The following is a 24,366-nucleotide window of genomic DNA, read 5'->3' as shown; positions in this document are numbered from 1 at the left end:
TGCGGGGCCACAATCACAAAGGGCAATATCTTGGACAGCACAGCATACCAAAGGTACCTCGAAGCCTTTCATGGGCGTGATTACGAGGCCGTGGCCGATTTCTATGTCGATCCGCCCAGGCTGAGCTTTTTCGGCGTCGAAATCGGATCCCGCCAAGCGCTGAAGGACTTTTACGGCTTCCTCCACGCCTATATCGACGAGGGCATCACCGTGCTCGACCTGGCAGCAAGCGACACCCTGACTGCCGTCCATGCGATTGTGCGCGTGGAAGCAAGGCGCGACCTGACCGCAGAAGACCTTGCAGCCCATGGCGCATCCGGACTGATGCCAATGGCCAAGGGCGATGTCCTGCGGATGCGGCAGTTCGTGCACTACACCATCATTGGCGGGAGAATCGCTTCGGTCGAGTGCGCGATGGTGGAGATGCTTCCACCAGACGGAAACTGATCGGGCCTCGAGGCACGCCGAAGTCGGGATGCTGTCAGGGAAACTCCGGCAAACCGAAAGGCCCCTACCCCGTCTCGATACAGGCCACGGCGGCGGTCGTGTCCCCGGACGTGGTGTTTTCACCAAGAACAGCGAGAACGAGATTCCGGGTCGTTTGGCAAGCCTGCCGCATTCGAGCCGACCAATCGCGCTGGGATCAGTCCTGTAGGTGCCGTAGCACTGCCCGAGCATCTGCACCGGCGCGCACTCAGTCGTGCTGGCGGCGGGAGTGCTTTCCCGAACGCGCTCGTCGGCATCAGCCCCTGTGAGGACCAAGCGCGTCACCCGTGAGGCTGTCCGCCTTCAACGATCGCCACACTGAACTGCGCCGGGTTTGCCGGTGGCCCTAGCGCCTGAGAGATAGGGTCTATGACGAACAAGTTTTCCCCTGAGGTTCGCGAACGCGCGGTGCGGATAGCGCTGGATCAAGAACCGTTGCCTGCCTTCACTGCAAACGGCCGTCACTGGCGGTGTCGGAAGCCGTTGCCGAACACCCGACCGGATCCAGGCATTCAATAGAGGCGCTTCCACCCAGCCCTATCATCCGTAGCAAGACAAGATCGCGATCCACCAGCCAGTGCTTCAGCGCGGCACCGATGTGCAGAAGCAGAAAACCCGCGATGGCCAGGCCGCTCCAAGTGTGGATGACGCCTATCGTATCGTGCCAGGGCTGCTCGTATGACCCAAACGGAGACGGGATAGCGCCCAGGTCGAACACGCTAATTGGCCAGCCGCCCGACCAGATGTCGAGCGGGCCAGTCACCAGCTGTATCGCGATCAGCGCCAGAAGAGCAATGTGAACCCCGCGCGCGACCCCGTTCAAAGGTCCCGCCGGCCCCAGCGGGCGCGGTCGCCGCTGGATCAAGCTGGAGGCGATGCGGGCGGCCAGCACCAGATAGACCAGAACACCGATCGATCCGTGCAGCTTCATCAGGCCAATAGCGGCCTCACGGCTGCTCGCATTGGCCGAAGCGATCGCCGTCACCAACATCGCCAGAACAGCCAAGGCGCCCAGCCAGTGCAGCGCGATGGCAATCACGCCGTATTGCTGCTGGCTATTGGTCAAAGCCATCGTCGATCTCCTTAACTGCTGGTCGACATAAAGCCCTTGGAGCCCTTGGGCAGCACATAGTCCGCCGGCATGGCCGGCCCCCAGCGCGTCAGACTGTCCGACGCCTGCACCATCAGACCGGGCGTGACTTCGGTGCACAGGTCGGTGTCAGTGAAGGTCTCGAAACGCAGGTCGTTGGGCTCCCACCAGATATCGAACAGATGGCTCCCCAACTCATGGCGCCCCATGCCCCAGAGCGGCTCCCAGCCGCGTTTGATCATCCAGCCATGCGCCAGCGCCTGGGCCTCGAAGTCGAGGACCTCGAACGAAAGGTGCTGCACGCCGGGCTTGGCACCGACGAACAGGGCGATGCTGTGATGATCCACCCACTCCCCGCCGCGGTTCATGCGCAGGAAACCCACCAGAGCCTTTTCTTCCGGCCCCATGTGAACGCCGTCGCTGAGGATCAGGCCCAGGGTCTCGCCATACCAGGCCAGAGAGCGCCGGTAGTCGGTCACGAACAGGCCGACATGACCTAGACGCATAACCTGAGCCGGACCGGGATCGGGCATGTGCTGACGCTGGCCCCAGCGGATCTTCTCCAGTCCGGTATTGTAGCGAATGTCTGATCGCATCGGCAGAGGCTCGACCTCGGCAACGCCACAGATCAAGTCGATCGGATTGCCATCAGGGTCATGGATCGTCACCGCCGTTCCACCGCCCGGCCCGTCCAACTGACGCGGCGGTGCAGCGCCGTATTCGGCGACAGCGTGTTCCAGATCCTGCGGCGACTCCACCACGAAGGCCACAGCGGCCAGCTCGGTGGCAGGGCCCTTCTCGGCGACATAGGCATAGGCGTTGACGCCGGTTCCCCGCAGGAACACGCGATCCGCGTCGCGCCGTGCGACGGTCAGGCCAAAGTCCAGCGCAAACCGCTCGCTGGCGTCGACGTCGGGCACCCGGACACGAACGTGATGAATGGATTTAAGCCGGATCAAGGCAGGTCCTCCTTGAGGTTCAGAGGGTGATGCGGATCGCGGCGATCTTGCCGCCGGGTCCGCGTTCATAGATGGCGACCGCCGGCCGACCGTTGGGGAAGACCGCCTCGAACGCGCGCCGCTCGCCATCGTCAGTGACGTTGCAGAAGCGAACGTCGATGCGGCCGACATTGGCCTTGAACATCGCGATGTAGTCTTCGCGAAGCTGTTCTGGACCTTGGTACCGGTGGCCGTTGGAATGCTGGATGTAGCCGTCGGGCTCGAACATCGCGATGGAGGCTTCCAGGTCGCCGTCCCTCAGATGCTCGAAATAGCCGTCGAGGAAGTCGCCCGGTTCTGCGGCGGCCGTGATGCTGTCGTCGATCGCCAGCATAGGCTCACGCTCCGGCGTCATGGCATGCGCACCGTAGAGCCGCGCCGATCCGTCCTCGACGAACATCACCGACACCGGCTGATCGTCGCCGCCTTCGAGGCGCTGAAAGGCGAATTCTTCCAGCCGCCGTCCGTCGGCCCGGGTGGTGGCGACGTGATGGATCGCGCCCCAGCCCGCACCAGGCCATAGCGGGCTACCGGCCTCCAGCGCCTCCGCGTTCACGACGCCCAGTAAAGGATCGTCGAGACGATCGCATTGGCGCAAGGCGGCGATCAATGTGGCGCGCGCGTCATCTGTCGTGTTGTTCACGTTCAACTTTCCTTCCCACCTTCACGCGTTTTCCCCGCGCTTCAAGGCCGTTCCTGCCGGTTGAGGACCGCCACGACGCCCCTCGACGAAACAGACGCTAACCCCTCGGCTTGACAGTTGCAACCGGTTGCAAGATAGATTGCTGTGTCGGCCCAGGGTCGATGGGAGGCAGACGTCCGCAAGAGGCGCGCTCCGGGAGGAACAGACGGATGACCATTCATCAACGCAAGTTCTGTGCGCGCCTGACCATGCCAAACGCTCCGCGGCCATCGACGGCGTGCGGGCTGGGTGGCGCTGCGCAGGTAGATGAATTGAACCTCCGAGCCGCCCTTCCGGACGCTGTCAGTGGACGTTCGCTCTGAAATGAAAAGGGAGGGGACTATGAGAAAAATCTACCTTGGCTCGACCGCAGCCATTGCCTTGACGAGTGTCCTGCTGGCCTTTCCAGCTGTCGCCCAGCAAGCAACCACCGGGGCCGCGCCGCAGGAAGGCGCGCAACTGGAAGAGGTCGTCGTGACGGCCCAGCGTCGCTCGGAAAACCTTCAGCGCACGGGCCTGGCGGTCGATGTGGTGCAGCCGCAGGAGCTGGTCCGGCAGAACGTCACCAATCCGACCCAGCTGGGCCAGATCGTGCCCGCCCTGGACGCCCAGTCAGGCGGCGGTCCCAACGTTACCTATTTCCTGCGCGGTGTCGGCAATTTCAGCACCAATGCGCTCAGCGACCCCGCCCTCGCCGTCAACTATGACGGCGTCTATATCGGCCGGCCCACCTCGACCACGGGCTTCTACTACGATCTGGAACGGATCGAGGTTCTGAAAGGTCCGCAAGGCACGCTGTATGGCCGGAACGCTACGGCGGGTGCCCTTAACATCAACCCGGTCAAGCCCAAGCTTGGCCAGTATGGCGGGCACCTGATCGCCAGCGTCGGCAACTACAACGCCCGCAGCCTGCAAGGCGCGATCAATCTTCCGCTGGGCGACAAGAGTGCGTTCCGCTTTTCCGGTGCCTTCGTGGACCGGGATGGCTACATGTCGGACGGCACCTCGGACGACGTGCAGCACGACTTCCGGGCCCAGTTTTTCACTGAACTGTCGGACGACCTAACCCTGCGCCTGAGCGCCGACTATGAACACGTGGGCGGCAAGGGCGTGGGCGCGAACTATGAAACGCTCGCCAACTACAGCTTCGCCACCCGCACCTACACCTATGCGCCCACGGGACTGGACCGCAGCGTGGGGCTGTTGGACCAGCGCTCACAGGCGGTTCGCAAGACGCGCTATTCAGGCCTGACGGGCAACTTCTTCGCGCCGCTGAACACCGGCAACTTCATGGACAACAACGGCTATGGCGTTCACGCCGAGCTGAACTGGAGGCTGCCGCTCGGCTCGCTCACAGTGGTTCCGGCCTATCGGGAATCCGAGCTGGACAACCAGTTCACCGTCCCGGCCTTCGTCGGCCGCATTGAGGAAACCGACAAGCAAACCAGCCTTGAGGCGCGCTTCGTCGGCAATCGCATCGGCATCTTCGACTACATCCTGGGCGCGTTCTATTTTGACGAGGACATCACGGGGGACTACGAGTTCGCCCAGACCCAGCTTAACGCCTATCAGACCTTCAAGCTGGGCACTGAGTCCTATGCTTTCTTCGCCCGGTCCACGGCGCACCTGACCGACCGGTTCCGGCTGATCGGCGGCGTTCGTTACACCAACGACAAAAAGGCCATGAACGGACGGGTCGAGACGGTTCTGCAGCAGTGCCGCAACGTCGCCGCCCCACCCGCCTGCCCGCTTGCGCCCTTCCTGGCCCTGACCGATACGGCCGATCAGTTGTCGCCGATCGGCGCTTTTCGCTCGGGCTTCCCAGGCGCGCAGCAGGTCTTCGTCAACGGGGTTGCGACCGGCGCCTACAATGTCCGCCTGGGTGCCGACATCGCCGCCCGGCCCAAGGCCGACAAGGTCACCTACCGGCTCGCCACGGAATATGACCTGACGAGCACCTCGTTGTTCTACGCCAGCTACGAGACCGGCTTCCGATCGGGCGGTTTCGCCTTGACGGTGGGCAAGGAGACCTTCGGCCCCGAGCAACTGAAGGCCATGACCGTGGGCCTGAAAAACCGGCTGCTGGACAACCGACTGCAGGTCAATCTTGAGGCCTTCAACTGGAAGTATCAGGATCAGCAGGTCGCTCACTTTGGCCTCGACGCCAATGGCGCAAGCTCGTTCTTCACCGAAAACCTTGGCGAATCGACCATCCGGGGCTTTGAAGTCGACAGCCGGTTCCTGGCCGCAGACCACACGCTGCTGACGGCGAACGCCCAGTATCTCGATGCGGTGTTCGACGACTTCCGCTACCTCATCGCGGCCCCTGCGGCGACAGCTCCCCTGCCCGCCATCGGCTGTCCGTACACAGCGGTCGCGGGCAACCAGCTGGAGATCAACTGCTCGGGCAAGCCGGCCTTCCAGTCGCCCAAGTGGACGCTGACCTTCGGCATCGAACAGACCATTCCGCTGGACGGCTACAACCTGGTCCTGACCGCCGACACCCAATACAAGGGCAAGCGCGTGGTCGGCTTCGAGTATCTCGACAGCCAGATCGGCACCGCGTACTGGCGCTCGAATCTGGGCGCGACGCTCAGCCCTGAGTCCGACAAATGGTCGGTGGGTGCCTTCGTGAACAATGTCGAGGGTGATCGCGCCGCAGGGAACGCCAACTTCTACTCCGGTGCCAATATCGTCACCATGACGTCGGGTGCGCCACGCACCTATGGCCTGCGGGTGTCGGCCAACTTCTGATGCTCAAGGCCCGGCTCTTCGCGAGCCGGGCCGTTTGCGCTGCGGGGCCCATGCCGCCTTGCAAGCTCCGGCGAGCTATGATCATCACGCAGGGCAGGCCAATATTGATCCGTGTATGGCCGGGGAAGCAGCGTGATGGACGAGCCGCCCTTTTCAGAAACTACGACCGCTGACGATGTCGCCAGATTGGCCGGCGTCTCCAAGTCCGCCGTCTCTCGCGCCTTTACGCCCGGTGCCAGCATCTCACCCAAGATGCGCGCCAAGGTCGAGGCCGCAGCCAACGAACTGGGCTATCGCCCAAACCCGATCGCACGCTCCCTCACGACACGGCGCTCGGCGATCATCGGCGTGGCCATGGCGAACATGGATCAGCTATACGCCCCCCTGCTCCAGCGCCTGTCTGAAAGGCTGACCGAGGAAGGCCTGCGGCTGCTGTTGTTCAAGGCTAATCCGCAACGCATCGCCGACGCCGAGCTTCAGACCATTCTCAGCTACAATGTCGACGCGCTCATTCTGGCATCGGTCCGACTTTCAGACGCGTTCGCCCAACAGTGCGAACGCGGCGGCGTACCATTGGTCCTGATCAATCCCGTCGACAACGCCAACCATATCTCGACGGTCACTGGCGATGACCACGGCGGTGCGCGGCGGATCGGTACGCTGATCGCCAAGGCTGGTCATGTCCGCCCAGCCTTCATGGCCGGCTACGATGACGCACCGACCAGCCAGCTCCGCGAGGCCGGCTACCGCCATGCCCTGTCGGAAGCGGGACTGTCATGCGACATCCGCGAGGTCGGCCACTTCACCTTCGAGCAAGGGCTGGAGGCCGCCCGGCGGCTCCTGTCACGACCTGACAGGCCGGACGCAATCTTCTGCGCCAACGACTCCATGGCGTGCGCGACGGTCGATGTCGCGCGCCGGGAGTTCGGACTCGATGTGGGGCGCGAGATCTCCATTGTCGGGTTCGATAACGAGACGATGTCGTCCTGGCCCGGGTTTGACGTCACGACCTACACGCTTCCGATCACGCCGATGGTCAATCGGACCCTTGACCTGCTCCAACAGCTTTGGCGCGACCGTAGCGATCAGAGCAAGGTGACGGTACCGGGGGAACTGATCGTTCGCAGCAGCACCCGCCCCCTGCCCTGATCGTCGAGGTTCAGGATTCCGTCGCCCCGGGTCCCTCAGCCTGCCGACGGGTCCGTAGCGTCGCCGCCGCGATCAGCGCGGCCAGCAAGGCTGCGGCACCGATCACAGCGAAGCTTTTCAGGATGCTGCAACTGATCGACGTCGTCAGGAAGGCCAGGAGCACACCGCTGACGAACTGGCCCAGCATCAGCATCGACTGAAAGATGCCCGTACCGCGCGCCCGGCCGCTGAAGGGCAGGCTGCGCATGGTCCAGCTGATCAAGGTGGGCAAAAGCAGGCCGCAACCGAACAACCCCATTGCGGCGGCCATGGCGAACTGGATGTCGGTCTGAACAAAGCCGATCACCACGCAGGCGCTGCCGATGATCGCGAACTCGATGGCCAGCAGCAGCGAGGCGCGCCAGTGTGAGACCCGCCAGAAGACAAGGGTGCCGATCGGATTGGCCAGGCTGGCGACGGCGGTGAGCAACCCCAGACGGGCAGGATCCTGAACCCCCAGCGACGACAGGGCGATCCCCTGCTGGATGACGAGAGAATAGAACAGGGTCCCGCCAAACAGGCTGGTCAGGCCCGTGACAAGCATATGGTTCCAGGGAAAGGCTTCCACCGGTCCCTCTGATGCTTGAGCGGGACCCGGACCGCGTTTGGGCTCCCAGCTCAGCAGCAGCATGGCCGGGACGAACAGGATGCTCAGGCCATAGACGGCCGTGACCCAGCGCCAGCCGAACGCAGCGCCCACCGCGCCGGCCACAGCCAAAAAGACGACTGCGGAGAGAGAGGCGATGGTACTGATCATCGCCAGCCAGCGGTCACGCGGCTTGCCGACGAAATAATCGCCGATCAGGGTGGCGCTGAGTGTGATGATCAGGGCCTCGCAAATGCCCAGCACCACGCGCGAGCCGATGACCGCCCCGATCCCGTGCAGCAGAAGCGGCGACATGCCAGCCAGACCATAGAAGCAAAGGGCACCGATCAGCAGGTTGCGGCGTCCCATGCGGTCGCCCAGCCATCCCGCCAGCGGCGACAGCAGCGCAATGCAGAGGGCCGGCATCGTCAGGATCGCCGGGATCAGATACTGGGCGTTGGGCGTCTTGCCAAACTCGGCGATCAGCAGCGGCACGACCGGCACCAGCAGCATGGCCCCCATGGTCGGCAGCATCGCCTGAGCAGCCAGCAGCAGGCCCTGCGGCCACGCCGCGATCCTGTCGCCAGACGCCTGGCCTCGCCCTTGCTCCAAACCTTCCGACATCGCTTGCTCCCTGTGGTTATTGTTGTGATTGGGTCGGTCAGTCAGCGGTCCAGCCACCGTCGACCAGCAGGCTGGTTCCGGTGACCAGGGCCGAGGCGTCCGAGGCGAGGAAGACCACCGCGCCCATCAGGTCCTCGACCTTGCCCAGTCGCCCCAGCTTGATCCGTGACAGGACGTTGGCGGCAAAGACCGCATCCTCGAAAAACGGCTTCGTCATCGGCGTCTCGATGAAGGTCGGGGCGATGATGTTGGAGCGGATACCCATGGCGGCGAGATCGAGCGCCAGGGCCTTGCTGAAGCCTTCCAGCCCCCATTTGGAGGCGCAGTAGAGGCTGCGGTTGGCACCGCCGACATGACCCATCTGCGACCCCATGTGGATCAGCGAGCCAGGCCGCCCCTCCTGCGCCATTCGCGCCGCCACGGTCTGGGCGACAAAAAACGCCGCCCGCAGGTTCAGGCCCAGCACGGCGTCATAGTCCTCTTCGCTGACGTCGAGGACGGGCTTGGGCCGATTGGTCCCGGCGTTGTTGAGCAGGATGTCGAAGCCCTGCGCCGCCGCCAGCGACCGGCGAACCGCCTCGACGTCGGCGACATCGATAACCAGGGCCTCAGCGGCGCCGCCTGCCTCGCGAATTGCTTGTGCCCCGGCTTCGATCTCGTCCGGAGACCTGGCCGCGAGCGTGACGTGCGCACCGGCCTGGGCCAGCGCCGCCGCGCAGGCCAGACCGATGCCCCGCCCGGCCCCGGTCACCAGCGCGCGACGGCCTTCGAGACGAAAGCTGGGAGTCTGGGGCAGAGCGGCCAAGACTATTCCGCCGCCACGGAAACGGGCTCGGCGCGCCCGGCATAGGGAATGTTGCGTCCGCCATAACGGCGCACCCGCACATTGGCCTGCTCGCCGTGGCCGGCGAAGCCTTCCAGCGCACAGAGCCGGCTGCAGTACTCGCCGATCATCGTCGAGGCTTCGTCGGTGGTGATCCGCTGGTAGGTGCAGGTCTTGATGAACTTGCCCACCCAGAGACCACCGGTATAGCGAGCCGCCTTGCGCGTCGGCAGGGTGTGGTTTGTGCCGATCACCTTGTCGCCAAAGGCCACATTGGTCCGCGCCCCCAGGAACAGCGCGCCGTAGTTGGTCATGTTGTTGAGGAAATAGTCCGGGTCGCGCGTCATGACCTGGACGTGCTCATTGGCGTAGCTGTCGGCGACGCGGACCATCTCGGCCTCGTCCTCACAGACGATGATCTCGCCATAGGCGTCCCACGCCTTTCGCGCGATGGCGGCGGTGGGCAGGATCGCCAGCAACCGCTCGATCTCGCGCAGGGTGTCGCGCGCCAAGCTCTCGGAATTGGTGATCAGTATGGCCGGGCTGTCAGGGCCATGCTCGGCCTGGCCCAGCAGGTCGGTGGCGCAGATTTCGCCGTCCGAGCTGTCGTCGGCGATGATCATCGTCTCGGTCGGCCCCGCGAACAGGTCGATGCCGACCCGCCCGAACAACTGGCGCTTGGCCTCGGCAACGAAGGCGTTGCCCGGGCCCACCAGCATGTCGACCGCGCCGATGGTCTGGGTGCCCAGCGCCATCGCCCCGATCGCCTGGATGCCGCCCAGGGCATAGATGGCGTCGGCACCGGCCATGGCCTGGGCGGCCACCACCTTGTGGGCCAGCTTGCCCTCAAACGGCGGCGCGCAGGTGATGACACGCGGCACGCCCGCCACCTTGGCCGTGATCACCGACATGTGGGCCGAGGCCAGCAGCGGATACTTGCCGCCGGGCACATAGCAGCCGGCCGCATTGACCGGGATATTGCGGTGGCCCAGCACCACGCCGGGCAGGGTCTCGACCTCGACATCGGTGATCGAGGCACGCTGGATCTGAGCGAAGTTGCGCACCTGGGCCTGGGCGAACTCAATGTCGGTGATGTCCTGGGGCGTCAGGGTGTCGATGCAGCCCTGGATCTCGGCGGGCGTCAGGCGATAGTCTTCGCGGTCCCAGCCATCGAACTTGATCGAGAGATCGCGGATCGCCGCGTCGCCACGCTTTTCGATGTCGGCCAGGGTCGCCTCGACGATGTCGCGCACCTTGCGGTCGCCGTCGGCGCGGACCTCAACGTCCATTCCTCTTTTCAGCCACTGGGCCATGTCGAACTCCGGATTTTGAGACCGCCAACGGCGGCGGGGGGATCAGATCGGTTGGGCCAGGGCGAAGGCGCTTTCGCGCATCAGCCGTTTGACCTCGGGTTCAGGTCCGGCCTCCTGCTCGATGCGGGAAATCTCCAGACTGTTCTCGACGACCAGCCGGGCCCGCTCGAAACGGCGGGCGGTGAACGCCGTCCATCCGGCCGCGACGGTGTCGGCCACGGCCATTTCCTGGGCCAGAACCAGGCCGTCCTCGACCGAGATGCCGGCACCTGAGGCCAGGTGCGGCGTCGTGGCGTGAACGGCGTCCCCGATCAGCCCCACCCGACCCACATTCCACGGCGGCGGCACCAGAGTGGCAAACAGAGGCCGATAATTGACCGAGGACTCAGGTCCCATGGCGTCATGGATCTGACGGATGTGGCCTCCGAACGGCGCAATGATCTGGCGCATCCGGTCCACCAACTCGGCCTCGCCGATGAACGGATTGCCCGGCATGGCCAGGGTCGCGAACATGTAGACGTGATCGGGACCGCAGGGATTGATGCCGACCTTGACGTTGTTGGGCCCGAAAAAGATCTGCGAGCAGGTCACTTCGGGATCGCGCGCCGCCAGCAGCCGCCAGCAGCCCTGCCCGGTGAATTTCAGCTTGGGTGCCTCAGGGAATAGCCGGTCACGCAGGGTCGAGTGCGAGCCGTCCGCCCCGACGATCAGGTCGTAGCGCCCGGTGCTGCCATCCGAGAACCGGGCCTCTACCCCGTGCGCGTCCTCGACGAAATCGCTCAGGGTGAGACCCAGCCGAACCTTTGCGCCCTCGGCGATCGTGCGTTCGGACATGATCCGGTGCAGGATGGGCCGCATGATGCCGCCGCCGGGCGGAACACCCGCCTCCAGCACCGGCGTTTCCATGGCGTTCAGGAACGTGCCGTCCTGGCTGTAGAAGTGGATCTGCTCGAAAAAAAAGCCCTCGCGACCGACCGCGTCGAGCAGGCCAAGCTGATGGAAGGCTCTGAGGGTGGGGCCGGTGATCGTGATCCCGGCACCATAGACGCGCCACTCGGGATCAATGTCGATGACGTCAACCTCGACGCCAATCTTGCGCAGGGCGATGGCGGCGGACATCCCGCCGATACCGCCGCCGACGATCAGGGCGCGTTGAACCGGGCCGCTCATGCCTGCACCACCTTCTGATCAATCGCACCGAAGAGCAGGCCGCCATCGGCGCGCCGGGCCTCCATCCGCACCCGGTCACCAAACTTCATAAAGGCGGTTCGCGGCTCGCCTCCGTCCATCAGCTCGATGCCCCGGCGCTCGGCGATGCAGGACGAGCCGACCTCGCGATAGTTCTCGTTGGACACCGTGCCCGAGCCGATGATCGTCCCGGCGCACAGGACCCGGGTTCGCGCGGCGTGCGCCACCAGTTCGGGAAATGAGAACGCCATCGGATAGCCTTGCGCGGCGCCGAAACGCGTACCGTTCCAGTCGACGAAGAGCGGAAGGTCGACCCGTCCATCGCGCCAGGCGGCGCCCAGTTCGTCCGGCGTCACCGCGGCCGGCGCCGTGCTGCAGGGTGGCTTGGCCTGAACCCAGCCAAAGCCGGTCTTCATCTCGATCGGGGCCAGGGTGCGCAGCGACCAGTCATTGATCTGGACAATCAGCCGGATGTGCCCGGCGGCCTCTTCGGGCGTGACGCCCATCGGCGTGCGATCAACGATGACGCCAAACTCGCCCTCGAAGTCGATGCCGTCAGCCTCGCTCGGCAGCGGCACATCCTGGGTCGCGGCCAGGAAGGTGTCGGACACGCCCTGATACATCAGCGGACGATCCTTGGGCGTCGCGTCCAGCTTGAAGACCTTCTGCATCAGGTCGCCATGCGAATGGTAGGCTGACCCGTCGAGCCACTGCCAGGCGCGCGGCAAGGGTGCCAGGGCATCTTGCGGCAGGAAGTCGAACGCCTCATCAGCCTCGGCGGCCGACAGAGCGCCGGCGCGAGCCAACAAGGCCGGCTCGACCTGCGCCCAGCGCTCCAGCGCGCTCTGCAGGGTTGGGGCGATATCCTGGGCGGACACGGCGCGGGTCAGGTCTTGCGAGACGATGACCAGTTGCCCGTCGGGAGTCCCGTTAGCGATGGTGGCCAGTTTCATGGCTCTGTGTTCCCCCTAGTTTCCGTCCGAAATGGTCGTGCCGCCATCGGCGATCAGATTGTGTCCGGTGACGAAGCCGGACGCGGCGCTGGCCAGGAACAGGATCGAGGCGGCGATCTCCTCGGCCGTTCCCGCACGCCGCAAGGGCGTCAGGCCCAGCCGGCGCGGCAGATAGTCCGCGTTTTCCAGGATGGGCCTGGCGAAGAGCGTGGCGGTCAGGCCGGGCGAGATGGCGTTGGCCCGCACCCCGGAAGGTCCCCACTCGACAGCCAGGTTGCGCGCCAGCTGGATAAGCCCGGCCTTGGCCACGCCATAGAGGCCGATGGCCCGATTGCCGCGCACGCCGGCGATGCTGGCCACCAGGACGATGGTGCCGCCGCCCCGCTCGGCCATGCCCGGCGCCAGAGCCGCCGTCAGGGTCATGGCGCTGCAAAGATTGACGCTCAGCAAAAGGTCGATCGCGACGTCGCTGGCCTCGCCGATAGGACCGACATGGCCCTCCATGCCGCCGTTGCAGATCAGCACATCGACGCGGCCCGCCACTGCGACGGCGTCGTGCGCCAGGGCGCGAACACTGTCGGTCTGAGCCAGGTCGCAAGCCAGGGTGTGCACCACCGCGCCGTCGGCGCGAAGCCTGGCGGCCAGAGCGTCCAGGGGGTCGGCGCGGTTGTCAGTCAGGACCAGTTCGGCACCAGCGCGGGCCAGCAGCTGGGCCGTTGCCTCACCGATGCCGCCAGCGGCACCGGTCAGCAGAACAACCCGGCCCGTCAGGGTGAACAGGTCGATCATCGCGGGTCCTCGACGATCAGCGCACGGCGGACCAGGGTCGGCAGATCGCCGTCGTGGCGGAAACCCAGATCGTCGGCGATCGCAGTCGTCAGGGGCGGCTGGCGCGCAAACTGCGCTTCGATCTCGGCCTGGGGCGCGAACCGCACGACCGCCGGGCTGGCCGGATACTGGGCCCGCAAGGCCTCGACCAGATCACCGAACCCGACGCGCTGCGCTGGCAGGGTGAAGGCCCTTCGCGGTCCAAGTCGACCGGCCGCAAGCGCTCCCGCATGGACGAAAGCGTCGATACAGGCCGGGATGGAGATCATCCAGGTGGTCCCCTCCGGCGAGACCGGCAAGGTGATGTCCTGGCCGGCCGCATAGGCGTGGAACACCGTGTTCAGGAAGGCCGACTTCAGGCGCGCATCGGCGTCGGGACGGGCGACGATCCCCGGCAGCCGGATGGCCAGACCGTCGATCCAGCCCCGCGCGCTGAACTGTTCCAGCACGACCTCGATCATCCGCTTTTGGGCACCGTAGACCATGGTCGGATTGGTCGGGGTGTCGTCATCGATCCGGGCCGGCGCATCGGCGCCGAACACCGCGATCGAACTGGCGAAGACGACGCGCGGCGGGGCCTCAGGCGACCGCAGGGCTTCGAGCAGCGACAGCGTCGCGTCGATATTGACCCGGCGCGCCAGCCCGTAGTCGGCCTCGGCGGCACCGCCCAGCACGCTGGCCAGATGGAACACGACGTCGGCGCGCTCGCCGATCAGGTCTTCGCGTATGCTAGCTTCGCCGAAATCGCCCTCGATCAGCCTGGCGCGCGGATCGCGGGGCGCATGGGTCAGCGACAGATCGCTGAACGTGAACGTCGCATCAGCAAAGGCTGGGTCATCCAGCAGCCGCCGGGCCAGTCGCGCGCCGATGAAGCCGCCGGCACCGGTCAGCACCACATGGCGGCGTGCCGGGCTCACGGGTGGATCTCGGGCAGGACCTGGCCGCCCACGATCACGGGCGTCGACTCAATGAGGATGAAGGCGATGCGGCACACCTCCTCCACCGACGGGTTGCGCCACAGATGGTTGGTGGCCCGCTGGACCACGATGTCACCGGCCTTCAGCGGCACGACCTCGCCGCCGTCCAGCACCAGCTCCAGCTGACCCGACAGCACGACACCGTAGTCGATCGAATAGCTGCGATGCATGGGCGAGCTCTTGCCCGGCAACATGTCGACGATGCGGATCACCGAGCCACCGGTCAGGGTCTTGCCGGCGGGGATGGGCCCATCGACATCGGCATTCAGATCGACGGGCACGGTCGGCGTCGTCCAGACCAGCTGGAAGGCGGCGTCGCCGCTATCGATCAGGGTAGGCGTCAGGACGTCGTCGCTGCGAACGACGGACAGACCTTCGGCGTCATGGGCCGTGACGATACGGCGGAAACTCTCGGACATGGCTTTCCCCGCTCAGATGGCGTGTTCGTCTTCGGGCGTCAGGGCGGCCAGACGCTCGGCGTCGGGACTGACCTTGCCCTTGCGATAAGGCTCGAACGACCGCTCATCGGCGTCGAACTGCATGTCCCAGGCGATGTCGTCGCCCCGGAAAATCGGCGGCGCATTGGCCGACCACAGCAGCGATCCGAACTTGAAGTCCCAGGCGCGCGGCACCCAGTTGTCGTCCAGATAGTCGGTGTCGGCGTGATACTCCGCCTCGCCGCCGTTGGGATTGTCGACATAGTAGTAGATCGCTGAGGATATGCGGTGGCGCGAGATGCCGCCCGAGGCGTTCATGCTGCTGTTCTTCCAGCCGCGCTTTTCCATGATGTTGGCGCCCAGCATGACCTCGTCGATGTCGTCCATGCCGAAAGCGATGTGCATGAAGCCGTGGCCGTCCGGCGCGAACGGCAGGTCTGAATTGACCCAGAAGATGCTGTGATGCTCGTTGGTGCCATTGGCGCGAGCGAAGATGCCGACACCCTTGGAATGGTCCGAATAGCGAAAGCCCAGCCTGTCGCGATAGAACTCGTAGGCGCCCACATAGTCCGGCGAGAAGAAGACGACGTGGTTGATCGCCTTGGGGATGGCCTTGTGCCGCCACTGGCGAAGGGTGTTGAGGCGCTTGATGTTTCCCGGTGCATTGATCGCGTCCGGCACCGACACCACCGGCCTCTTGGCCCAGACCCGCAGGCCCAGATACTGGCCATCCGGCGTCTGGAAGAAGGCCGCGCCGTCCGCGTCGCGGGTCACCGGCGTGTCGATCTCAAGCCCCCGCACCAGCGCCTCAAGATGCTCTTGCGTATCGACGCCCCAGACCGTGAGGCGAACGCCGTTACCCTTGAAGTTGCGCGGCGGCAGGATCGGATCATCATCGCGAACAACGATCACCCGCGAACCCGTCGCGACCTCGAATACGCTCTGTGTCGCAGAGCGAAGCACCGGCGTCAGCCCGAAATCATTCCAGAACTGCGTGCAGTTCCCAAGGTCATCGACCCCGAAGATCACGCTTTCAACACCCAAGATCGCCATGGCGAGGTTTCCTTGCTTAGCCGACGGGCCGACCGAACCGCTCGGCGATCCAGTCAGCGATGAAGTCCCGGGCCACGGTGCCGTTGTCGGCGCCGCAGTGTTCGATCTCGAAATCCTGGGTGGTGAAGATCCGCAGCTCGCGGTCGGGGCTGGCCGTGGCCTGCTCGAACGAGCGATGGGCGTATTCGACCGGGATCTGGCGATCACCCTGGCCGTGCGTGACCAGGAACGGGACCTTGATCTGCTCGACCACGCCGTCGAGACACATGCTGGGGGCCCAGGCCATGAAGGCGTCAATATCGGGTTGGCCAAATACCCACATCACGTGGTCCCAATAGTGGGGCACGGGATTTTCGCCCTCGCGGTCCATGCGCCGCTTCTGCATCTGGCCCCAGTCATGGTTGGCTCCCATGACGGCGCACAGCGCAAAGCGGGGCTCCATGGCGGCGGCGCGCGGCGCGTAATAGCCGCCCAGCGACAGGCCAAACATGCCGATCCGCGAGGCGTCGACATCAGCGCGCGCCACCAGCCAGTCCACCGCCGGGCTGGCCCAGCGCTCGGCCTCGTGGGTGCCAGGGATCTGGCGCTGACGCAGGGCCTCGCCGGTGCCGGGCTGGTCCAGCAGCAGGGTCGAGATACCCCGTCGGGCCAGGGCCTGGGCAAAGCCATTGCCGAAGACCTGCTCCTTCATGCTGTCCAGGCCGTTGCAGCTGATGATGCACGGCGTCGGGCCGCCATCGGGGCTGTGGGCCTTCACGAAGAGCGCGGGGAAGGTCGTGTCGCCATAGGGCAGTTCGACAAACTCGACCGGCGCGCCGTCCAGTTCGATATAGTGGCGGAAGCAGTCGAGTCCGGCCTGATAGGCGGCCCAGCGCGGCGGATAGTCCCGCGCCTGCAGGCGCTCGGCGTTGAGGTAATAGCCGCTGGCGCGAAACAGCTTCTGGGCCGCCGACCAGCGCCGCCCGGCGGCCTCGTCGACCTTGGCGTTGGCGACCAACTGATCGGCCACGGCCAACCAACTGTCGAAGAAAGCAGCTGTTCCGGCGTCTGAGCCCAGGGCGGCGGCGGCCTGGATCGGGCGGCAGGCGACGTCGATCTCGCCGTGATTGCCCCCGCCAATCAGGGCCAGATTCACGCCCAGATTCCAGATGTAGTTCTTGCCGAACGGTTCGAACATGCAACGCCTCCCGCGACGCTTTTTGTCAGCGTCTGAAGCCAGTCATAGACCGGCTCCAGCCATTTTGCAACCGGTTGCAATTTGAATTCTGGCCATGATGTTTCCAGGGATCGCGAGCTCCATCGCCCTGCTCTGCCCCGTCTCCTACGTCTTCAGGCGCTGGCGCTTGCCCGCGGCTCTATAGCCCTCCGAGCGCGACGTACTTCGTCTCCAGATACTCCTCCAACCCATAGCGCGCGCCTTCGCGGCCCAGGCCGGATGCCTTGACGCCGCCGAACGGAGCCACTTCTGTCGAGATCAGCCCCTCGTTGACCCCCACCATGCCGAACTCCAGCGCCTCGAGGACGCGGAAGATCGTGCCGACGTCGCGCGCGCAGAGATAGGCGGCGAGACCGAACGGGGTGTCATTGGCCAGTGCAATCGCCTCCCCTTCGGTCTCGAAGCGAAAGAGCGGGGCGACTGGTCCGAATGTCTCTTCGGAGAAGACCAGCGCCTCGGGCGACACATTGGTCAGCACGGTCGGTTCGAAGAACTGGCCGCCCAGCGCGTGCCGCTTGCCGCCTGCCGCAACCATCGCCCCCAAGCGCACCGCGTCGGCGATATGCGCCTCGACCTTGGCGACGGCCCCGTCGTCGATCAGCGGCCCGATCTGGACGTCCTGGTCAGCACCATTGCCGACCGTCAGCTTGCCGGTTTCCTCGGCAAGCTTCGCCGCAAAACGATCATAGATCCCCGATTGCACCAGAAAGCGGTTGGCCCCGATGCAGGACTGGCCCGAGTTGCGATACTTGGCGGTCATCGCCGCCCTGACTGCGGCTTCAACGTCGGCGTCGTCGAAGACGATGAACGGCGCATTGCCGCCCAGCTCCATGCTCGTTCGCTTCACCTTCGGAGCGCACTGCGCCAGCAGCAGCGCCCCGATCTCGGTCGACCCGGTGAACGACAGCTTGCGCACCACGGGGTTCGCCGTCAGCTCGCCGCCGATCTGGCCCGCAGCGCCGGTCACAATGTTGCACACGCCCGGCGGCAGCCCGGCGCGCTCAGCGAGCACGCCCAAAGCCAGCGCCGTAAGCGGGGTCTGGCTGGCCGGTTTGATGACCCCCGCGCATCCGGCGGCCCAGCCTGGCCCGGCTTTGCGCGTAATCATCGCGGCAGGGAAGTTCCAAGGCGTGATCGCCGCAAATACCCCCACCGGCACCTTCTGAACCAGAATACGCCGCCCCGGCAGGTTCTCCGGAATGATGTCGCCATAGGCCCGCTTGGCCTCTTCGGAAAACCATTCCATGAAGCTGGCGGCGTAGAGCACCTCGCCCCGCCCCTCGGCCAGCGGCTTGCCCTGTTCCGAGGTGATCAGCAGGCCGATATCGTCGATGTTTTCCAGCATCAGCTCGAACAGCCGCCGCAGGATCGCTGAACGTTCCTTGGCCAGGGTCTTTTGCCAGGACCGCATGGCCAGCTCCGCCGCCTTGATCGCGCGGCGGGTTTCGATCGCGCCCGCCTTTGGCACGCGCGCGATCAACGCGCCGGTGGCGGGGTTGCGGACTTCGATCGTGGCGCCGCTATCGGCCTGAACCCATTCGCCACCGATCAGCATCGCCTGCCGCAGCAGGCTGGGATCCTTGAGGGGGAGATCGCAAAGCTTTTCCATGATCGGTCCTCAAGCCGGGTTCCGGCCCACGAAGAAGGCTTCGTCCGGGTCGGTGGTCGGGTTCATGCCGGCGGCTTGCTGGCCACGCCGCAAGGCCACCATGTCGCGCTGATAGACGCGCGCGGTGGGGTGGCGAAGCGGGCCGCCGTTATAGCCCTGCAGCCAGCCCTCATATTTCCAGAGCATGCGGTTGATCAGCCCGCCGCCGGCCTGCGGCACACTGGCGAAGGCCTTGCGCGCCGGATCGATGCGATGGAACTCTGCGGTCGCCTCATCGAACCGGCCCTCGCGGATCATCGTGAAGATGCTGGGCAGGATCGGGCCAAAGAACGCCGAGAAATTGGTGCCGCAGAACGGCACATCGATCAGCTGCGCCAGCGGAATAAACTCGTGCTCCATCGGAAAGGAGATCACGACCTCGTTGTGGAAGGCGCGATGAACCTCGATTGGCCCCATGATGTGCGGCATCCCGCCTTCGGCCTTGATCGCCACCACGTTCGGACAGTCATCGACCAGCCGCCGCAACAGCTCGACCGGCATGTCGATCGGGCTGAACCGGCCAAACCCCCAGGTCGGGATTGGAAACAGCATGACGGCCAGGTCAGTCGCGTCGCAGAACGCCTTGGAGTAGGCGTAAACCTCCTCTAGCGAGCCCGGATAGAAATAGGGCGGATAGCCCAGCAGCACGAGTTCCGCGCCCGCTTCCGAGGCAAGCCGGGCCGCTTCGATATTGTCCTGCAGCGTGTTGAACACGGCGTGGTGGACGACAAAGAGCCGTCCCGCCGCCTGCTCGACCATCGTCTGGACGAAGCCCTGATATTCGGCGAGCGACATCGCGACTTCCGAGCAGGCCAGGGCACCGACGAAGCCATGCTGGATCGTCGTTTCGACATCGTGTCGCGCCGCCTGTTCGTTGACCCTGCTGAAGTCGGACGTCATCGTCGGGATGACGACGTTGGCGACGCCGAGCAGCCGTTCACGGGCCCAGGCGCGGGCTTCGGATTTGGTGTAGCCAGGCATTCGCTTCTCCGGGTGGGGACGTTTTCGTCAACTGGAAGTGGTCGGGTTATTTGCCCTTGCTGACCGGGCTGATCGGTGCGGCAATGGCCGTGCCGATGCCCATGCTGCGCGCCCGCGCCACGCACATGGCGGCAACAGCGAGGTCTTGCACGGCGGCCCCAACCGACTTGTAGGTCATGATCTGTTGCGGCGAGGTCCGTCCGGGGTGACGGCCCGAGACCACATCGGCGAGGCTGACCAGCTTGGCCGAGAAGTCCACGCCCTGTTGCGCCGCAATCAGCATGTCGCCCGTGTCATGGGCGACTTCCTCGACCATGTCGGCCACGATCACATCGGAGCGGGCAATGGCCTCGGCATCAAGTTCGCGCTGCTCAGGGAGGGTGGAGCCGATCGATATCACCGTCATGCCAGGACGCAGCCATGCTCCGAGCAAGGTCGGCGACTCGTCGCGCGACCGTGCGGCGCAGATGACGAGATCACTTGTGGCAACCGCCGCCTGCGCGCTGTCGGCTGGACGCACCGCTATGCCCTTGACAGCCATGGCCTCGCAGAACGCCGCGCGGCTTGTCTCGCGAGGGCTGAACACGGTGATCGCGCCCAAGGGCATAGCGCCGGCGAGCGCTTCGAGATGGGTCTTGGCCTCAAAGCCAGAGCCGATCACGGCGACACGCGGGCGTTCACCCGCGACAAGGCGCTTTGCCGCCAGAGCCGAGGTCGCCGCTGTGCGAAATCCGGTTATCCGGTTCGCGTCGAGCAAGGCGACAAGCGCCATCGTCGCGATGTCGAAAACCGGCATCAGATAGGACGCCGCCTGCGCTGCGGGCGAGGCTGCAATCAGCTTCGCGCCCATGACGCCCTGTTCAGGCAGGATGCCCGAGAGCGTGCGCAGCCACACGCCATCGCCCCGCGCCATCGTGCGCGGCGGAAAGCGGGCTTCATCGGGCGGCCCCCGATAGGCTTGCTCCAGCGCGGCAACGGCTTGGCCCCAGTCGAAGGCCCTCCGGACATCGTCATCGGACAGCAACAGGGTTTGGTCAGTCGAAGCGAGCGGCATACGCAACCCTTCCGTCATTGCTCTCAATGAGTCAAGATTGATGCATATCAATTTGCAAATTGAGATAACCACGGCTTGCCATTACGCAAAGTCGGTATTTGTCGCACGCCCAACCACAGGCTATGACGACGCCGGGAGGCCGGTATCGATGACGACGATGGACGACGAGCTTCAGCGACTGCGCGAATTCGTTGAGCAGGCGGGTGAGGCCGGTGAGGCAAAATTGCCTCCGGAGCCAAAGCTTAGCGACGCCCTGGGGATATCGCGCGGCCGGCTGCGGACCATGCTCAAACGTCTCGAGGACGAGGGACTAATCTGGCGACACGTTGGTAAGGGCACGTTCGTCGGTGAACGTCAGCTGACCGTCGATGACCAAGATTGGTCAGCGTCCATCAGCGCAGATGACCTTATGGGCGCGCGAATTCTGCTGGAGCCTCAGCTGGCGGCGCAAGCCGCGATCCATGCGACGCCGGCAGACATCTCCGAGCTCAACCAGTGCCTACTGGATATGAGCACAGCCACTTCATTTGCCCAATGGAGGCGGCTCGACGAGCGACTGCACCGAACCATCGCCAAGGCGACGCACAATGCGCTGTTGCTCATGCTTTATGACACGCTGCGATCGCAGGCGCAGCTAAGCCTCAATAGCCGCATGGAAGAGATATTCGGTTCAGAAGGTGGGCCCAGACGCGCTACTGGAGAAGAGCATCACGCATTTGTTGAATCGATCCGGCAGCACAATCCGCATCGGTCCGAAGAACTGATGCGCCAACACCTGCAGTCTGTTCGTCAACGACTGTTCGGGCTGCGATGAAGCAATTGGTCATGCTTGCTGACGCGGGCACTCATTGTTTTCGGGCTGTAGACATACCTGCAACGCCCTCCTGACCTGGACCACCGTCAGAGGCGCGGGCTGGCACTCTACCGCGCCGGGCAAGCCCCACTAGAACGGCTTGGGGGTCACGTCAAAGCCCGTCCCGGATAAGCCGGTTGGTGCCAACAGCTGCCCTTGGCTGATCCCCAGATTCCAGGCCTTCATCGAACCGGAAACCCATGACCGACCGCATCTGACAAGGGACTTGGTGCATCAGCACAGCACTCCAGAGTGAAGCTCGCAGACATAAAAATGGCGCTGGCCCCGGGAGGGTGCTGGCAGTCTAACGCTAACTTGTCTCCACTACGGGCGAAACGCGCCGATCAGAGCGGAGACGACGTGAAACCGATATCGTTTAAGCGCCATCGCTTCCCTTCGGCGGTGATCCTGCAGGCGGTCCGGCTCTATTTCCGCTTCACCCTGAGTATAAGGGACGTCGAGGAATTGATGGCCGAACGCGGCGTCGAGGTCAGCCGCGAGGCCATTCGATGCTGGGTCAACAAGTTCGGTCCGTCGATCGCCTCAAATCTGCGGCGCGGCCGTTCTGCGCCAACCGGCCGCTGGCATCTGGACGAGGTCGTGGCCAAGATCGGCGGGCGCCGGATGTTCATCTGGCGCGCCGTCGATGACGAGGGCGAGGTGCTCGATGTCCTGGTCCAGAAACGCCGCAACAAGAAGGCCGCTCTGAAGCTGCTGTGTCGGCTCCTGCGCAACACCGGCGTCTCGCCCGAGACGATCGTCAGCGACAAACTGGCGTCGTACCGCGCGGCGATGAAGATGCTCGGACTGCAAGAGCGTCATCACCCCGGCGGGATGCGCCAAAACAATCGCGCCGAAAACTCCCATCTGGTCATCCGACGACGAGAACGAAAGCAGCAAAAGTTCAAATCCCAGGGCTCAGCCCAACGCTTCCTCGGAACCCACGGACCGATCTACAACGCCTTCAACCTCCAGCCTCACCTCACTCCCGGCCGGGGCTTCGAACGCTCCGAGCCAAGGCGGAGCGTGCCTGGGCGGCGGCCACCGCCGCGGCCTAGCTATCCCCTCCTCCGCACTTCCCGCGGCCGAAGGCGGTTAACTTGTCAGTTCCTGACGGTGCGCATGGACCTGGTCGACGCCGCGGTCGTCCACTATCTCGAAAATCGCCTGCTCGACCCCAAGCACCTCAAGGGCCTGATGGCGAACATCATCGACCGCCGTCACGAATGGGTCGAGCGCCGCCACAAGCATGTCGGTGAGCTGCGCAAGCGCGCAACGGAGGCCCAGGCCCGTCTGAAGCGGTTGCTGGACGCGATCGCGATGGGCGCCATCGAAGCCTCTGATCCCGACCTCAAGGATCAGATGCAGGAACTCAAAAAACAACGCGACACCGCCAGCGCGGACGCAGACCGCGCCGAGCGCGCCATCGATCGCCTCGGCCCGATCATCACGCCTCAGCTGCTGACGCAATTCGCGGAGGCGACACGAAAGGCGCTGCGGAATGAAGACGGCACGTTCCGCCGTGAAATCCTGCGCGCCATCGCGCAGCGCGTCGAGATCAAGTCGAAGGTGGAGTTGGAAGTCGCCGGCTGCCAGGTCGAACTGTTTCGATCCCTGGCGGCTTGGAACGGCGTGAAGGCTGCGGCGCTCGCAATTCCTTCTCGTGTACCGGAGTGGCGCGCTGTGTCGAACCCGGGTGGGAATTATCGAGCGACGCTTACGATAGCGAAGCCAGGGCGGTCCCCGAATGGAAACCGGTACGATGCTCGCACAATCGAGCCCGCGCGACCTTTATAAACAGCTCCATGCGGGTGAGCTACAGACCTCAAGGAGCTGGCAGTCTAACGCCACTTATCTCCACTTTGGGCGGAACGCGCCGATTAGAGCGGAGACGACGTGAATCCGATATCGTTCAAGCGCCACCGTTTCCCTTCGGCGGTGATCCTCCAGGCGGTTCGGCTCTATTTTCCGCTTCTCCCTGAGCATGCGCGACGTCGAGGAATTGATGGCCGAACGCGGCGTCGAGATCAGCCGAGAGGCCCTTCGATGCTGGGTCAAGAAGTTAAGCCCGTTGATCGCCTCAAATCTGCGGCGCAGCCGTTCTGCGCCAACCGGCCGATGGCATCTGGACGAGGTCGTGGCCAAGATCGGCGGGCGGTGGATGTTCATCTGGCGCGCCGTCGATGACGGGGGCGAGGTGCTCGACGTGGTCGTTCAGAAGCGGCGCGACACCGAGGCCGTGCTGGAACTTCTAAGACGCCTGATGCGCAACCAGCCCGTGGAGCCAGAAGCGATCACCACGGACGGGCTGAGGTCCTACGGCGCGGCGCTCAAGGAACTGGGCCTGGAGGGTCTTCACCGGCCAGGCTGACTTCGAGAAAACAACAGAGCATAGAACTCACATCTGCCGATCCGCCGACGGGAGCGGAAGATGCAGCTCTTCAAGTCTCAGCCTTCAGCCCAACGTTTTCTCACCACCCACGCGAGCGTCGACAACACCGTTTACACCCAACGTCACCTGATCAGCCGATCCACCCTGCGCACCTTCCGCGCCGCAGCTAACGACGCCTGGCGCGAGGTGACAGTCGCCGCCTGACGAAAACTCGGACAGAGATGGCTTCCGCCGACGGCATA

At 64.7% G+C, this 24,366-nt stretch carries 21 protein-coding genes and 2 pseudogenes; 7 read left to right on the top strand and 16 right to left on the bottom strand.

What is annotated here, in order from left to right; all coding sequences use genetic code 11:
- The first annotated feature begins 30 nt into the window (after positions 1-30).
- Positions 31-447: a nuclear transport factor 2 family protein gene (locus tag ACW179_RS13625; RefSeq protein ID WP_492060017.1), complete on the top strand. Its 417-nt coding sequence runs from the start codon at positions 31-33 to the stop codon at positions 445-447.
- A 484-nt stretch (positions 448-931) separates the two neighbouring features.
- Here the strand turns inward: ACW179_RS13625 and ACW179_RS13620 are convergent, their stop codons facing one another.
- From ACW179_RS13620 to ACW179_RS13610, 3 genes are read right to left on the bottom strand one after another with little or no spacing between them, the layout of a single operon-like run.
- Entirely contained in the window at positions 932-1,558 is a 627-nt protein-coding gene (locus tag ACW179_RS13620; protein ID WP_492060016.1) for a cytochrome b, read from the bottom strand.
- Positions 1,559-1,569: 11 nt separating this feature from the next.
- Positions 1,570-2,535, bottom strand: coding sequence for a VOC family protein (locus ACW179_RS13615; protein ID WP_492060015.1), 966 nt, complete (start codon positions 2,533-2,535; stop codon positions 1,570-1,572).
- A gap of 19 nt (positions 2,536-2,554) precedes the next feature.
- The gene (locus ACW179_RS13610; RefSeq protein ID WP_492064315.1) at positions 2,555-3,217 is read right to left on the bottom strand and encodes a nuclear transport factor 2 family protein; all 663 of its coding nucleotides are present in this window, start codon (positions 3,215-3,217) and stop codon (positions 2,555-2,557) included.
- Between the two features lie 381 nt (positions 3,218-3,598).
- On the opposite strand from ACW179_RS13610, the gene ACW179_RS13605 reads away from it, so the two are divergent.
- A complete protein-coding gene (locus ACW179_RS13605; RefSeq protein ID WP_492060014.1) occupies positions 3,599-6,010 on the top strand; it encodes a TonB-dependent receptor in 2,412 nt (803 codons plus the stop codon).
- 135 nt (positions 6,011-6,145) lie between these two features.
- Positions 6,146-7,159: a LacI family DNA-binding transcriptional regulator gene (locus ACW179_RS13600; RefSeq protein WP_492060013.1), complete on the top strand. Its 1,014-nt coding sequence runs from the start codon at positions 6,146-6,148 to the stop codon at positions 7,157-7,159.
- Positions 7,160-7,169: 10 nt separating this feature from the next.
- On the opposite strand, the gene ACW179_RS13595 is transcribed toward ACW179_RS13600, so the two are convergent.
- The 13 genes from ACW179_RS13595 to ACW179_RS13535 all read right to left on the bottom strand — a co-directional run bounded on the left by ACW179_RS13595 (position 7,170) and on the right by ACW179_RS13535 (position 20,897).
- Positions 7,170-8,408 carry an MFS transporter gene (locus tag ACW179_RS13595; RefSeq protein WP_492060012.1) on the bottom strand — a complete coding sequence of 413 codons (1,239 nt, stop codon included), beginning with the start codon at positions 8,406-8,408 and terminating at the stop codon, positions 7,170-7,172.
- 37 nt (positions 8,409-8,445) lie between these two features.
- Positions 8,446-9,213: an SDR family NAD(P)-dependent oxidoreductase gene (locus ACW179_RS13590; protein WP_492060011.1), complete on the bottom strand. Its 768-nt coding sequence runs from the start codon at positions 9,211-9,213 to the stop codon at positions 8,446-8,448.
- Positions 9,214-9,215: 2 nt separating this feature from the next.
- Complete coding sequence (gene hisD, locus ACW179_RS13585) at positions 9,216-10,520, bottom strand: histidinol dehydrogenase (RefSeq protein ID WP_492060010.1); 1,305 nt, start codon at positions 10,518-10,520, stop codon at positions 9,216-9,218.
- Between the two features lie 66 nt (positions 10,521-10,586).
- Entirely contained in the window at positions 10,587-11,714 is a 1,128-nt protein-coding gene (locus tag ACW179_RS13580; protein WP_492060009.1) for an FAD-dependent oxidoreductase, read from the bottom strand.
- The gene (locus ACW179_RS13575; RefSeq protein ID WP_492060008.1) at positions 11,711-12,685 is read right to left on the bottom strand and encodes a fumarylacetoacetate hydrolase family protein; all 975 of its coding nucleotides are present in this window, start codon (positions 12,683-12,685) and stop codon (positions 11,711-11,713) included. Before ACW179_RS13575 ends, ACW179_RS13580 begins: the two co-directional genes overlap by 4 nt.
- Before the next feature lie 15 nt (positions 12,686-12,700).
- Complete coding sequence (locus ACW179_RS13570; protein ID WP_492060007.1) at positions 12,701-13,474, bottom strand: SDR family NAD(P)-dependent oxidoreductase; 774 nt, start codon at positions 13,472-13,474, stop codon at positions 12,701-12,703.
- Positions 13,471-14,430 (bottom strand): NAD-dependent epimerase/dehydratase family protein, encoded by a 960-nt coding sequence (locus ACW179_RS13565; RefSeq protein ID WP_492060006.1) that lies wholly within the window; start codon positions 14,428-14,430, stop codon positions 13,471-13,473. The genes ACW179_RS13570 and ACW179_RS13565 overlap by 4 nt, the downstream gene beginning before the upstream one ends.
- Entirely contained in the window at positions 14,427-14,909 is a 483-nt protein-coding gene (locus tag ACW179_RS13560) for a cupin domain-containing protein (protein WP_492060005.1), read from the bottom strand. The genes ACW179_RS13565 and ACW179_RS13560 overlap by 4 nt, the downstream gene beginning before the upstream one ends.
- Before the next feature lie 12 nt (positions 14,910-14,921).
- Positions 14,922-15,980, bottom strand: a complete 1,059-nt coding sequence (locus ACW179_RS13555; protein WP_492060004.1) for a VOC family protein — start codon at positions 15,978-15,980, stop codon at positions 14,922-14,924.
- Positions 15,981-15,996: 16 nt separating this feature from the next.
- Positions 15,997-17,157 carry an alpha/beta hydrolase family protein gene (locus ACW179_RS13550; RefSeq protein WP_492060003.1) on the bottom strand — a complete coding sequence of 387 codons (1,161 nt, stop codon included), beginning with the start codon at positions 17,155-17,157 and terminating at the stop codon, positions 15,997-15,999.
- 178 nt (positions 17,158-17,335) lie between these two features.
- Complete coding sequence (locus tag ACW179_RS13545; RefSeq protein ID WP_492060002.1) at positions 17,336-18,805, bottom strand: NAD-dependent succinate-semialdehyde dehydrogenase; 1,470 nt, start codon at positions 18,803-18,805, stop codon at positions 17,336-17,338.
- Between the two features lie 9 nt (positions 18,806-18,814).
- Positions 18,815-19,825, bottom strand: a complete 1,011-nt coding sequence (locus ACW179_RS13540; RefSeq protein ID WP_492060001.1) for a dihydrodipicolinate synthase family protein — start codon at positions 19,823-19,825, stop codon at positions 18,815-18,817.
- Positions 19,826-19,871: 46 nt separating this feature from the next.
- Positions 19,872-20,897, bottom strand: a complete 1,026-nt coding sequence (locus ACW179_RS13535) for an ornithine cyclodeaminase family protein (RefSeq protein ID WP_492060000.1) — start codon at positions 20,895-20,897, stop codon at positions 19,872-19,874.
- 22 nt (positions 20,898-20,919) lie between these two features.
- Between ACW179_RS13535 and ACW179_RS13530 the strand changes: the two genes are divergently transcribed.
- The 4 genes and pseudogenes from ACW179_RS13530 (at position 20,920) to ACW179_RS13515 (ending at position 24,328) form a co-directional block, all read left to right on the top strand.
- Positions 20,920-21,693, top strand: a complete 774-nt coding sequence (locus ACW179_RS13530; protein WP_492059999.1) for a FadR/GntR family transcriptional regulator — start codon at positions 20,920-20,922, stop codon at positions 21,691-21,693.
- A 399-nt stretch (positions 21,694-22,092) separates the two neighbouring features.
- A pseudogene (locus tag ACW179_RS13525) lies at positions 22,093-22,790 on the top strand (IS6 family transposase).
- Between the two features lie 64 nt (positions 22,791-22,854).
- Complete coding sequence (locus ACW179_RS13520; RefSeq protein WP_492059998.1) at positions 22,855-23,529, top strand: hypothetical protein; 675 nt, start codon at positions 22,855-22,857, stop codon at positions 23,527-23,529.
- 99 nt (positions 23,530-23,628) lie between these two features.
- A pseudogene (locus ACW179_RS13515) lies at positions 23,629-24,328 on the top strand (IS6 family transposase).
- Positions 24,329-24,366 lie beyond the last annotated feature (38 nt).

Source organism: Caulobacter sp. AVps18 (genome assembly GCF_058681425.1).
Note: the sequence above shows the minus strand (reverse complement) of the source record. Positions and strands in the feature narration are given on the sequence as shown.